Raw genomic sequence first — 12,370 nt, 5'->3', positions numbered from 1 at the left:
AGGAACCTAGTATTCAAACTTATTCCAGGGTTGTCCTGTGGGTTTTGGAGCTTTGAAGGTCATGATTTCTTTTAGGGTTGGATGCTCCAGCTCCAGCTTTACAGCACGAAGCGCGATATCTTTACCCTGACTTTCCTCAGGATTTCCATATTTATGATCACCCCAAAGCGGGGTGCCTTCTTTCGCAAACTGTACCCTGATCTGATGAGGCCGGCCAGTGATCAAATCTACTTCCACCACGCTGAAATTAGCATTTTGTTTGATGGTGATGAATTTCAGGCGCGACTCTTTTGCCTTTCCTTTTGGCTTTGAATAGGCTTTGACGGTGTTAGTTCGGTTATCTTTGTCTAAAAAGTGCACATGTTCCCCGTAAACCGGAGCCATCCCATGAACCAGTGCCCAATAAGTTTTCTTCATGGTCCGCTTTCTGATTTGATAAGAGAGGCGGGAAGCCGCTTTGGATGTTTTGGCAAGAACCATCACCCCACTTACAGGGCGGTCAAGCCTATGTACCAAACCCAGGTATACATTTCCAGGCTTGTTGTACTCTTTCTTGATGTACTCCTTACAAAGATTCAATACATCAGGATCACCGGTATGGTCTTCCTGGGAAAGAACACCGGCCGGTTTATCAATCACCAGCAGGTGATTGTCTTCAAAAATGATTGGGATGTTGGGCTTTGTCTTGGTGAATTTAGTATTCAAGAAGAAGAAAATTGAATTAAAATAAGATTGATGTAAAGGTACATTGAAATAAATCCTCTTAAAAATATTTGAAAAGCCATGGCTCTATAAATCTGTGTTTAAATCTATTATCTTTGTTCCATGAGCAACGAAGGACAAGTACAACTCTCTGAAAAAGTCGCCAATCTACCCACCTCACCTGGGGTTTATATCTACCGGGATTCTTCCGGAACTGAACTATATGTAGGTAAGGCCAAGAAACTTCGAAACCGGGTTCGGTCTTACTTTCAGGATTCCCGTCCACAAGATGGCCGTATCAAAACGATGGTATCAAAAATTGATGACATCGAGGTTGTAGTTACTGATTCTGAAGCAGAGGCGCTGATTCTCGAAAATAACCTGATCAAACAATACCAGCCCCGGTACAATATTATGTATCGGGATGACAAGTCCTATCCCTACATCTGTATCACTAACCAAGCCAAACCGCGGGTTTATCCAACCCGGACCGTGGTAAAGGATGGAAGTAAATATTACGGTCCCTATGACAGTGTTGGGGCTATGAAGCGAATGCTGGAGACCATCCGGAAAGCATTTGGCCTTTGTACCTGTGCAGTTTCTCAAAAAAATATCGACAAGACCAAAGGCGTACCAAAGTGGCACTCCTGTTTCGATGATTATCTGCAAAACTGTTCAGGCGATTGGGACGATGAAGTTTACCAGGCCACCATTCAAAAAGTAGACCGAATGCTGAACGGACAAACCGATCAGCTGATCAGGGAACTGAAAGATGAAATGCAGATCGCTTCGGATGCTCTGGAGTTTGAGCAAGCCGCCCAGCTCCGTGATAGTCTTGAAGCTGTAAAACGCTACAGTCAGAAGATGAAAATGGTGGTCTCCAAAAAAGTGGACCGCGATGTTTTTGCTATTGGAAAGAATGAAGAAATCGGAGAAGCCTGCGGAGTTTTGTTTAAGATCCGTGAAGGGAAAATGATTGGGAAGTTTCACCGGTTCCTGAAAAATATCGAGGGGTTAAATAAAGGAGAAATGCTGCAATCCTTTGTGGAAGATTATTATACCGGGCAATACACCGCAGCCATTCCGGATGAGGTTTACCTGAGCCATGACATGGAAGATGTGGAACCACTTGAACAGTATCTGCATCAGGAGAGAGGAAAGATTGTTCCTGTACATGTGCCTCAGATCGGAGAGAAAAAACAGTTGATTAAAATGGCACTTGCAAATGCCAAGCTTCACCTGAATGAGCGGGCATTGGAAAAAGAGAAAGCGGAGCGTAACCGGATTCCCCACGCTGTGAAAGAGCTGAAAGAACATTTGAAATTAGACCGGTTGCCCCGCAGAATTGAGTGTTTTGACAACTCAAACCTGCAGGGTACAGATCCGGTTGCCTCCATGGTATGTTTTGTAGATGCGAAACCTCGCAAGAGCGAATACAAGCGGTTCAATATAAAAACAGTGGAAGGCCCGGACGATTTCGCATCCATGAAAGAGATTCTGATCCGGCGCTATTCCCGGGTTCAAAAAGAAGGGCAGCAGATACCTGATCTGATTATTGTGGATGGAGGAAAGGGGCAGCTTAGTTCGGCGGTAGAAGCTCTAAAGGAAATTGATTTCTTCGGAGAATGTGAAATTATAGGTCTGGCAAAGAGATTGGAAGAAGTATTTCTGCCCGGCATGTCTGACCCAATTATGATTCCAAAAAAATCATCCGCGCTGAAATTATTACAGCAAGCCAGAGATGAAGCCCACCGATTTGCAATTACTTTTCACCGCAAAAAAAGAAGCAAACGAACGGTTAAAACAGAACTTTTAGACATAGATGGTGTAGGAGAGAAGACGGCACAAAAACTACTTATAGAGTTTGGTTCAGTAAAAAAAATCAGAAAGGCCAAAAAAGAAGAATTACAGTTTAACCTTGGTAAGGTGTTAGGAGAAAAAGTGTACAACTATTTCCACGAGTGATTCGTCTCACACCTGTAATGTGAGCTTTGAGTAACATCAACATGTTATATGAATACCGTGCTTGGCATATTAAAATAGGCACAGAATCAAAGAATTAGTCTTTGGTACGAAACGCTCTTTTGCATCAGATGGTTATTGAAACAAAAGGTCAGAGTTTCAGTTTATCTGCTGAGGGCATAACCCAAAAAACAGGGTGACTTATTATGAAATTAATTAACAGACACGTTGAGAAAACTAACTACAAAAGTTTAAAGGACAGAGAGCTCGTAAAGAAATTTCGAAACAGCGCAGATGAGTCGGCTTTTAATGAACTGATGAACCGGCATCAGCAGAAGATTTATTCCTATATCTACAGCATGGTGATGAATCCCGAAATCGCTAATGATCTGTTTCAAACTACCTTCACCAAAGTCATCACCAAAATGGATGACACCTACAATGAACAAGGTAAATGGATTGCCTGGGTGATGCGTATTGCACATAATGCAACGATTGATTATCTAAGAAAACAAAAGCGTTATATCGACGTTAGTGGATGGAGCGACGAGGACTCTAACACCGATTATTTTGATCGGATGGAAGATGAAAGTGTTGTGGACGCAGATGAGCAATTGGTTGAAACTGAGACCCGGGCAAGTCTGATGAGACACATTGCTAAACTTCCTGAAGAGCAACGTTCGGTAGTTCTTTTACGGCACTATTATGAAATGCCATTTAAGGAAATTGCAGAACTTACCGATGTATCCATAAATACGGCATTAGGTCGTATGCGATACGCGCTCATAAACCTTCGAAAATATTTTGAAGAAGAACGAGAAGAAGAGCAAAAACATGCACACGGATGAAAATAAAGCTATTCGTTATCTGATGAAGGAAATGGATCCTTCAGAGGAAATGGAGTTTGAAAAATTAATGCGGGAAGATGAAGATCTGTTAATCGAAGTCGAAAGTCTGAGAGCCACTAGACGAAGGCTCTCGGGCCTTCCTAAAAAAACACCTCCCGAACAACTAACTCAAAAAATAACGAATGACGCAAAACAGCTACAATCTGATACCCTAAAAAAATCTAAAAACATTACTTTCTTCGTCAAAAGAGGAATTGCTGCGGCTATCTTATTGGCCGCATTCACCGGCGGTGGATATTATTTTTATACGGATGGTTCTGAAATCACACCTTCAGTGTCTTCCAACTCAAAAACCATTGAACCGTGGGTAGATCGGAATGAAATCCTTCGTTTTTCCGGTGATCAGCCCATTAATCAGTCAGCAGCTCTAAAAAGTGATTTAGATAAAAGCTATGAAAAGCTGGAGTTGGTTAACGATCCGAATGCAAATTCTACTGGTGGCAACGGAATTTTGCTGACCGGTTCATCCAATTAAGTATAAGGCAGCCAACAGGTTGCCTTTTTAATGTGGAAAACTTTCCCTTAATATGTGAATAAGTATTTTTGTATAGCAGTGCACCTCGCTTTATATTAGTTTTTGTCAATAAAGTATATCAAGCATAAAGCAGGTTTTTAATGGGAAAAGTCATTTCAATTGCCAATCAGAAAGGTGGAGTAGGAAAAACAACCACGGCAATTAATTTAGCTGCGAGTTTGGCTGCTGTTGAGCATCCAACGCTGGTTATCGATATTGATCCGCAGAGTAATACCACCAGTGGTCTTGGCATAGATACCAAGACAGTGACCAATTCGGTGTATGAAATAATGATTGGCAGCACTGATATAGAAGATACGATTCGCCAGACAGAATTGGACTTCCTGGATTTAGTGCCCTCTCATATAAATTTGGTCGGCGCTGAAATTGAAATGATTGATCGTGAAGAGCGTGAGAGAATTCTCAAGAAAGCTATTGAAAGTGTGAGGGATAAATATGATTTCGTCATTATTGATTGTCCCCCTTCATTAGGGCTTTTAACAATCAATGCTCTAACCGCATCAAATTCTATCGTAATTCCCGTTCAGTGTGAATATTTTGCCTTAGAAGGATTAGGACAGCTTTTAAATACCATTAAAATTGTACGCCAGCATTTAAATCCTGATTTGGATATTGAGGGTGTACTGCTCACGATGTATGACACCCGTACAAGGCTATCGAATCAGGTCGCAGATGAGGTGAAACGTTATTTTGACGATCGGGTTTTCAAAGCCGTAATCGCCAGAAATATTCGTTTGGCTGAGGCTCCAAGTTTTGGCAAGCCAGCTCTTCTCTATGATTCTACCAGTGTTGGTGCAAAAAATTATCTGGCGTTGGCCCGGGAAATCATCAAGAGAAATAAAAAACTATTTAAGAACAGCCCGGTTCTTACTGATTAAGACAGAAATTTAGATTATGGCTACTAAAAAAGTACTAGGCCGTGGATTAGGCGCTTTTTTTCCTGAATATCAGGAAGAGGGCAAAGAAGCGGAGAAGAAAGAAGGTGTTGAAAAAAGTATCGTAAATCCGGAAGACCGCGTTAATATCGTGTTGTTTGTTCCGGTTGATCATATCCGGAAAAACCCGCATCAGCCCCGAAAAGAGTTTGATGAAGAGAAATTGGATGAACTTGGCGCTTCCATCAAAAAGCATGGTTTAATTCAGCCAATTACGGTTCGGTATATTGGTGAAAAGCGGTTTGAGCTTATTAGTGGGGAGCGGCGCTTAAGAGCTGCAAAATTAGCCGGGCTGAAGGAAATACCCGCTTTCATTCGTGAAGCTGACGACGAGCAAAGTATGGCTTTCGCATTGATCGAAAACATCCAGCGGGAAGAACTAAATCCGTTGGAAGTGGCTTTGGGTTATAAACGACTGCTTGAAGAATTTGATTATACCCAGGCTGAAGTAGCTGAGCGGGTAGGTAAAAACAGGACAACTGTAACCAATATGCTACGTCTCCTGAACCTGCCTGATTTCATTCAATCTGCTTTAAAGTCGAATCAGATTTCGATGGGACATGCGCGTGCCTTAATTACTATCGAAGATGAAGATGTTCAGCAGAAGATCCTCAAGAAAGTTATCGATAAAGGATTATCGGTTCGCCAGATTGAAGAAGCAGTTCGTGACGTCATGAGCTCTTCGAAGGCAAAAAAGAAATCTGCATCAAAGAAAGAGGCGTCAAATCCTTTTTATGATGAAATTTCCGCCCGTTTGCGTCGTACATTTAGTACAAAAGTAAATGTACAACCCAAGAAGGAAGGAGGAGAAATCAGGATTGAATATTATTCCGATGACGACCTTGAACGAATATTGGGAATTTTTGACTCGATCGATTAGTCTTATTCTTTTTTTGGGATTGATTCTTTGCGAACAGGGATTTTCTCAAAACTTTAGTTCCTATCAAAAATTTGTTCCTCAAAACTATTCCCTGAAACAGGCTTTAGCAGATTCAGCTTCTGAAAAGAAAGTTTATCCTGAACCTAAAATGGTTCTAAGGAGATCACTAATCATACCGGGTTGGGGACAAGTGACGAACAAGCAGGCATGGAAAGTACCCATTGTGTATGGATTGTTAGGAGGTCTGACTTATTACAGCATTTATTTGCATAAAAATTATCATGATTACCGGGCCGCTTTCTATAACTTGAATCCTGATACGCCGGATGACAACAGGTTTGGGCCAACACCTGGGTATATACCTGAAAATGCGAATCTTAATTCGCTCAGGGAAACCCGAAACTTTTATCGAAATCGGCGTGATTTGGTATATGTATTTATTGGATTGTCGTATGCACTTAACGCAATAGATGCATATGTTTTTGCACACCTTCGGCCATTTGATGTGTCTGATGATTTGTCGATGAATGCAAAAGTTAGACCCGGGGTTTTGGCTATTGGGAATGCTGAACCGGTTCCTTCTATTTCATTGTCCCTTAATTTTTAGTTGATTTATTTATGAGTGAAGAACAAAGAGAATTTCGAAACAGAAGCCAGTCTAATGGTTATGACCGTGACATTTGGAGTGTATTTAAAATTATGGGAGAGCTTGTTGAAGGATATGATAAGCTTTTTCAGATTGGGCCTTGCATTTCCATTTTTGGTTCAGCCCGAACCAAACCGGAAGACGAATATTACAAATTAGCCGTTGAAACAGCTGATAAAATTACCAGAAAAGGATTTGGTGTTATTACCGGCGGAGGCCCGGGAATCATGGAGGCTGCCAATAAAGGAGCTGAGGTTGGAAAGGGTAAGTCGGTAGGGCTGGGAATTAGTTTACCCTTTGAGCAAGGAATTAATCAACATGTTGACCCGGCCTTTAGCATAAATTTTAATTACTTTTTTGTACGAAAGGTGATGTTCGTGAAATATGCCCAGGGTTTTATTGTATTCCCTGGTGGTTTTGGCACACTCGATGAATTATTTGAAAGTCTTACACTTATTCAAACTCGTAAAATTGATCAAATACCTATTGTTCTTTTTGGGAGTGAATACTGGTCGGGCTTGATAGATTGGATGGAAAATACGATGAAAGAGTGGGGCACTATTTCTGATAATGACACAGATCTTTTTCATGTAACAGATTCAACAGATGAAGCTGTTGAAATAATCTGTGATTTTTACAGCCAAAAAGAGCCTATGCCAAACTTTTACTTTTAATTGGGAACATGAAAGCGCTTTGTTGAGTTTTATTAATACTATTTCATTAGAAAGGCAGTTATAATTTTAATTTCAGCGTCATTTTTTATTAAATTCGGCGCTGCAACTAACGATCACAAACAAAATAGATATGAAGGTTTTTAAAAGAAGTTCAATAGCGATTGTTTTAGTTTTGATGGCAACTACAGTTTTTGCTCAAACTAAAACAGATGCTGTTAAGGCTTATAATGCAGGATATGAAGAAGCCAAATCTGGTAATTTCGAAGCTGCTATTGCATCCTACACACAGGCACTAACTATTGCAAGACAACTTGGTCCGGAAGGTGAAGACATTGTGGGCAGAGTAGAACAGCAGATTCCTGCTGCCTATTTCAATAAGGCTAGAGCTCAATATCAGGCGTACCAAAAGAGCAAAAGCTTAGAAGATCTGGATGCGACGATTAGCGCTTTCCGGGAAGTTGTGCAGGTGGGCGAAGAGTATAATGATACCCGTGTGACACCAATCGCAGAGCGTAATATTCCTGTTCTTTTATATCAAAAATCTGTAACACTCTATTCTAATAATGAATTAGAAAAATCTGCACAGGCAATAGATAAAGCACTGAATGAGAATTCTAATTATGCTGTAGCATACTATCACAAGGCGAAAATCATCAAGAAACAAAATGATACCGATGATGATGGTATTATTGATCAAAATGTTGATGAATTACTGAAATGGTACGATCAGGCTATCACAACTGCTGAAGCCACAGATAATACTGACATTGCTGAAAAAGCTAGAGAAGCTGCTCATGATGAACTGTTGGCCGTTGGAACACGACAATCGGAATCAGGTGATATTCAAACAGCTGTGGAAACACTGAATACAGCTCTTAAATATGATGATGAGTCTGCGGATGTTTACTACCGGCTTGCTGAAGCAAGTAACAAAGCCGGCAATTATGAGAAAGCTGTTGAATTTGCCACAACTGCTTTAGACCATGAAAGTGGTGGTAAAACCGATAAAGCAAAAATCTACTTTGAGTTAGGTTATGCTCACCAGACATTAGGCAATAAGTCGGTTGCTTGTGATGCATTCAGTAATGCGCTATTTGGGTCATTCAAGTCTCCAGCTCAACACAAAATGGAGTATGAGCTAAAGTGTGATTCTACTGCACGATAAAAAGTTATCTGATAAGTAATATTTTAAACCACGCTGTCTTCGGGCAGGGTGGTTTTTTTATGAGCAAATAATATCGCTTTTTCTTTTTTACATACATGCCTTTTCCTATCTTCGTATCGATTTTAAAATCCTAATTTTCATTCCACCAAACCAATAAATGCCTGCATCAAAACTTGACCAGCTTTGTGTAAATACAATTAGAACCTTATCTATGGATGCCGTTGAAAAAGCAAATTCCGGGCATCCAGGCATGCCAATGGGGATGGCAGATGTAGCCTATATACTTTGGACAAAATTTTTAAAGCATAACCCAAAAAATCCAAACTGGTTCGACAGAGATCGGTTTATTCTTTCAGCAGGTCATGGCTCTATGTTGCTATATAGCTTGCTTCACCTTACCGGTTATGAATTGAGTCTGGAGGAAATAAAGAACTTCAGACAGATGGGAAGTATTACTCCCGGGCACCCTGAATATGGAATGACACCTGGAGTAGAAACAACGACCGGACCATTAGGGCAGGGGTTTGGAACGGGTATTGGAATGGCAATGGCAGAACACTTTTTAGCTGCTAAATTCAATAAAAAAGGACACGAAATTGTTGATCACTATACCTACGCAATTGTAAGTGATGGTGATTTGATGGAAGGAATTTCTCATGAGTCAGCCTCTATGGCCGGACATATGGGTTTGGGGAAATTGATCTACTTGTATGATTCCAACAGTATTTCAATTGAAGGGTCTACCGATCTAGCATTTACTGAGGATGTTTCAAAACGATTTGAAGCTTACAACTGGCATGTTGTTGAAATTGATGGGCACGATCATGACGCAATTACCTCTGCAATAGAAGAAGCTCAATCAGTAAAAGATAAGCCGTCGCTTGTTGTTTGTACAACTCACATTGGATACGGTAGTCCTAATAAGCAGGATAGTGAATCATCTCATGGTTCTCCTTTGGGTGAAGATGAAATCAGGCTTACGAAAGAAGGATATGGCTGGGATCCAGACAAGAAGTTTTATATCCCAGAGGATGCTCTCAAAGTATTCAGAGAAGAACTGGACAAAGGAAAGCGGGCAGAAAAAGAATGGAATGATAAAATAGCTGCATATGAAAAAGCTTTTTCTGAAGAAGGGGAGGCATTCAATGCATGGATTAACCGCGAATTATCACCTGTACTAGAATCAATCTTACCTAAGTTTGACGAAGATACTAAAGGGATAGCAAGTCGTGCGGCTTCTGGCAAAGTAATTAATGCCATCAAAGATGAGGTTCCGAATTTATTTGGTGGTTCTGCGGATCTAGGCGGAAGTACCAAAACCGATATTGATGGTTATGGCTCTTACCAGGGAGATAATCCTACAGGAAGAACCATTCATTATGGAGTCCGTGAACACGCTATGGGAGCAGCTGTTAATGGTATGGCACTTCATGGCGGACTGATACCCTATGGAGCAACTTTCTTTGTATTTACAGATTATATGCGACCAGCTATCCGTTTGGCTGGTTTGATGAAAGTACCTTCTATTTTTGTACTGACTCACGATAGTATCGGCCTTGGGGAAGATGGACCCACTCACCAGCCCGTGGAACACCTTGCCAGCCTCAGGGCGATGCCAAATATCACTATCTTAAGACCTGGCGACGCTAATGAGACATCTTACGCATGGAAATCTGCACTTGAAAATACATCCGGTCCAACGCTATTGGTTTTAACCCGGCAGAATTTACCTACTTTGTCACGTAGTGATAAAAACCACGCGTCTTTAGTTCAAAAAGGTGCTTACATATATGCTGATTCAGAAAAAGAAACTCCGGATGCAATTCTGATTGGGACAGGATCTGAGCTGCAGTTCGCAGTAGAAGCTAAAACTAAGCTTGCTGACAAAGGCATAGACGCGCGAGTAGTAAGCATGCCTAGCTGGGAGTTGTTTGAGAAGCAGGACGCTTCATATAAAGAATCTGTGCTGCCCAAAGAAGTTACAAACAGAGTTTCGATTGAAGCCGGTTCAACATTTGGATGGGAGCGCTATATTGGAACTGAAGGCACAGCTATAGGCCTGAACAGCTTTGGTGAATCTGCACCTTATGAAGAACTCTATGAGCATTTTGGGATTACATCAGATGCAGTAGTTAAAGCGACTTCCAAATAAAGAAAAGAACTGAACCTGCTCTTACTTTTCAGGGCGATGTACACAGGTAAAAGTGACATCATCCAGTGGACTTACGGAGCCAATAAATGCTTCCAGTGATGACTGTACTTTACCAATGATGGTTTTAGCATGAAGTGAACCGTAGATCTCCATCAGAGATTCTATCCGTTCTTCCCCGTATTCTTCACCCCGCTCATTTCGTGATTCATTGAGTCCATCGGTATAGAATAGAACAGAATCCCCAGGTTTGAAATGGAATTTTTTCACTTCCAGATTCTTGTCCAGAAGTTTGGTAGAAGCCATACCCAGAGCAAATCCATTTGCCTTTAGATTAAAAGTCGTATCGCGCTCTTTGTTGTAGTAAATGGGGATGTTATGCCCCGCGCGGATATATTCAAAATGGTCCTCATCATTCGGAAAGAAAGCAGCACACCCGGTAACAAACGTCTTATCCTTACTGTTACTTTTTATATAGTTATTAAGCTGAAGAAAAAGCTCTTTTGGGGATGGATGGTCTTTTTCGATGATCAAATTCACCAATGCCTGAAGGCGAACCATGTACAGGGCAGCACTCAATCCTTTTCCGGATACATCAGCTATGACAACATATGTTCCTTTTTCTGTTTCAATGACGTCCAAATAGTCGCCACCTACTTCTTTAGCCGTGTGAGCGAAAGAATAGACTTCAAGATTGTCTTTACTTAATGAAGTACCGGGTAAAAGACTGAGCTGGATTTCCCGTGCGAGATCAATTTCTTTCTGCACGTCCGATTTTTCCAAAAGTTCTATCAACAGCAGCATAAACATGCTTAGAAAACTGAAAGGGAGGAGCAGGTCTCCAATGAGGAAGTATTGAATGATGTCGAGAAAGTTTAGAAGGTAATAAGCCACAAAACTTACTGAACCTAAGCCAAAAATAAGTCGTCGGGTGGGATTCAGACGTTGAGCAAGATCAGAAAACAAACGCAGCATCTTGATATGTCCGGGGAGCTGTTGTCCCTGCTGTCTCTCTATATCTTCAACAGCTTCTTTGTACACAAGCTTAAGACGTTCAGTATCTGCAGTGAGCTCTTTAGAGAATCTTTCCCGGCTCATTCCAGAGACATATTCCTGATAAAACTTTTTAGTACCGTAGCCGGATTGTGCTTCGTTTTTTAAACCCAAGGCAATAAATGATCTGAATTTATATTTAGCGCTTGTTCGTAATAATAACTAAAAAGTTTAGCATTTGAACAGCATTTATTCTCAGGCTGTAATTTAAGAGAAATTACTGGGTTTCTATGACGGTTGTATCAGCCGGAACGCGAGCCGGATTTACCCGGTCGTATACTACCCAAGCGTCTTTAAAGTATCGTTTTACGATATTAGAAAACTGAATAGCACGATCCCGCTCATGAAAATCACCCACATGTACGCGGTAGAAAGGAGTCCTGAAAAAGGTATATGTATCTGGTTGGTAACCCACGATGGTTGTATCTGCCCAGGCACGGAAGTTGCCGGCCATGGTGTCTGCTTCAACTACACTTTGACCTGAATAGATCTGGATGCGATACCCTTCATACAAATCTTTTTCTTCTTCCTGTTCAACCCGAATCTGGTTGAAAGCATCAGGAATCTTATTCTCACGGTAGGCATACGCATCGGAGAGCTGAGTTCTGTAATCCTCTAAATTCAGGTTAGATACAATCTCTTCATTCTGAGATTGTAGATTTTCTCTGGCTTCTTCAATGGTATTATTTACGGCTTGTTCGGTTGTTGAACACGCAACTGCTGCAAAAAGAAGCAGAACAAATAAGCTTAAGTATCTCATA

12 protein-coding genes are annotated in these 12,370 nt (G+C 41.1%); 9 read left to right on the top strand and 3 right to left on the bottom strand.

What is annotated here, in order from left to right; all coding sequences use genetic code 11:
• Positions 1-6: 6 nt before the first annotated feature.
• Complete coding sequence (locus RIB15_RS14250; protein ID WP_350202839.1) at positions 7-705, bottom strand: RluA family pseudouridine synthase; 699 nt, start codon at positions 703-705, stop codon at positions 7-9.
• 120 nt (positions 706-825) lie between these two features.
• On the opposite strand from RIB15_RS14250, the gene uvrC reads away from it, so the two are divergent.
• The 9 genes from uvrC (at position 826) to tkt (ending at position 10,559) form a co-directional block, all read left to right on the top strand.
• A complete protein-coding gene (gene uvrC / locus RIB15_RS14245; RefSeq protein WP_350202838.1) occupies positions 826-2,667 on the top strand; it encodes an excinuclease ABC subunit UvrC in 1,842 nt (613 codons plus the stop codon).
• A gap of 203 nt (positions 2,668-2,870) precedes the next feature.
• Positions 2,871-3,512, top strand: coding sequence for an RNA polymerase sigma factor (locus tag RIB15_RS14240; protein WP_350202837.1), 642 nt, complete (start codon positions 2,871-2,873; stop codon positions 3,510-3,512).
• Positions 3,499-4,047, top strand: coding sequence for an anti-sigma factor (locus tag RIB15_RS14235; RefSeq protein ID WP_350202836.1), 549 nt, complete (start codon positions 3,499-3,501; stop codon positions 4,045-4,047). Before RIB15_RS14240 ends, RIB15_RS14235 begins: the two co-directional genes overlap by 14 nt.
• Positions 4,048-4,187: 140 nt before the next feature.
• A complete protein-coding gene (locus tag RIB15_RS14230) occupies positions 4,188-4,985 on the top strand; it encodes a ParA family protein (protein WP_255131781.1) in 798 nt (265 codons plus the stop codon).
• Between the two features lie 16 nt (positions 4,986-5,001).
• Positions 5,002-5,922 carry a ParB/RepB/Spo0J family partition protein gene (locus RIB15_RS14225; RefSeq protein ID WP_350202835.1) on the top strand — a complete coding sequence of 307 codons (921 nt, stop codon included), beginning with the start codon at positions 5,002-5,004 and terminating at the stop codon, positions 5,920-5,922.
• Positions 5,906-6,529, top strand: coding sequence for a DUF5683 domain-containing protein (locus tag RIB15_RS14220; protein WP_350202834.1), 624 nt, complete (start codon positions 5,906-5,908; stop codon positions 6,527-6,529). The genes RIB15_RS14225 and RIB15_RS14220 overlap by 17 nt, the downstream gene beginning before the upstream one ends.
• A gap of 11 nt (positions 6,530-6,540) precedes the next feature.
• The gene (locus RIB15_RS14215) at positions 6,541-7,242 is read left to right on the top strand and encodes an LOG family protein (RefSeq protein ID WP_350202833.1); all 702 of its coding nucleotides are present in this window, start codon (positions 6,541-6,543) and stop codon (positions 7,240-7,242) included.
• Between the two features lie 130 nt (positions 7,243-7,372).
• Entirely contained in the window at positions 7,373-8,407 is a 1,035-nt protein-coding gene (locus RIB15_RS14210; RefSeq protein WP_350202832.1) for a tetratricopeptide repeat protein, read from the top strand.
• Positions 8,408-8,564: 157 nt separating this feature from the next.
• Positions 8,565-10,559 (top strand): transketolase, encoded by a 1,995-nt coding sequence (tkt, locus tag RIB15_RS14205; protein ID WP_350202831.1) that lies wholly within the window; start codon positions 8,565-8,567, stop codon positions 10,557-10,559.
• A 21-nt stretch (positions 10,560-10,580) separates the two neighbouring features.
• Here tkt and RIB15_RS14200 read toward each other — a convergent pair whose 3' ends face one another.
• Together RIB15_RS14200 and RIB15_RS14195 are read right to left on the bottom strand one after the other, a co-directional pair.
• Positions 10,581-11,723 carry a PP2C family protein-serine/threonine phosphatase gene (locus tag RIB15_RS14200; RefSeq protein WP_350202830.1) on the bottom strand — a complete coding sequence of 381 codons (1,143 nt, stop codon included), beginning with the start codon at positions 11,721-11,723 and terminating at the stop codon, positions 10,581-10,583.
• Positions 11,724-11,826: 103 nt separating this feature from the next.
• Positions 11,827-12,369 carry an SPOR domain-containing protein gene (locus tag RIB15_RS14195; protein WP_350202829.1) on the bottom strand — a complete coding sequence of 181 codons (543 nt, stop codon included), beginning with the start codon at positions 12,367-12,369 and terminating at the stop codon, positions 11,827-11,829.
• Position 12,370: the final 1 nt, after the last annotated feature.

Origin of the sequence: Gracilimonas sp. (genome assembly GCF_040218225.1) — a bacterium.
Taxonomy (GTDB): Bacteria; Bacteroidota; Rhodothermia; order Balneolales; family Balneolaceae; genus Gracilimonas.
Note: the sequence above shows the minus strand (reverse complement) of the source record. Positions and strands in the feature narration are given on the sequence as shown.

Bases quoted from the DNA above. Each gene is read 5' to 3' on its own strand.
- RIB15_RS14210 (WP_350202832.1), top strand. From the start codon at position 7,373: ATGAAGGTTTTTAAAAGAAGTTCAATAGCGATTGTTTTAGTTTTGATG.
- tkt (WP_350202831.1), top strand. From the start codon at position 8,565: ATGCCTGCATCAAAACTTGACCAGCTTTGTGTAAATACAATTAGAACC.
- uvrC (WP_350202838.1), top strand. From the start codon at position 826: ATGAGCAACGAAGGACAAGTACAACTCTCTGAAAAAGTCGCCAATCTA.
- RIB15_RS14215 (WP_350202833.1), top strand. From the start codon at position 6,541: ATGAGTGAAGAACAAAGAGAATTTCGAAACAGAAGCCAGTCTAATGGT.
- RIB15_RS14225 (WP_350202835.1), top strand. From the start codon at position 5,002: ATGGCTACTAAAAAAGTACTAGGCCGTGGATTAGGCGCTTTTTTTCCT.
- RIB15_RS14235 (WP_350202836.1), top strand. From the start codon at position 3,499: ATGCACACGGATGAAAATAAAGCTATTCGTTATCTGATGAAGGAAATG.
- RIB15_RS14195 (WP_350202829.1), bottom strand. From the start codon at position 12,369: ATGAGATACTTAAGCTTATTTGTTCTGCTTCTTTTTGCAGCAGTTGCG.
- RIB15_RS14240 (WP_350202837.1), top strand. From the start codon at position 2,871: ATGAAATTAATTAACAGACACGTTGAGAAAACTAACTACAAAAGTTTA.
- RIB15_RS14230 (WP_255131781.1), top strand. From the start codon at position 4,188: ATGGGAAAAGTCATTTCAATTGCCAATCAGAAAGGTGGAGTAGGAAAA.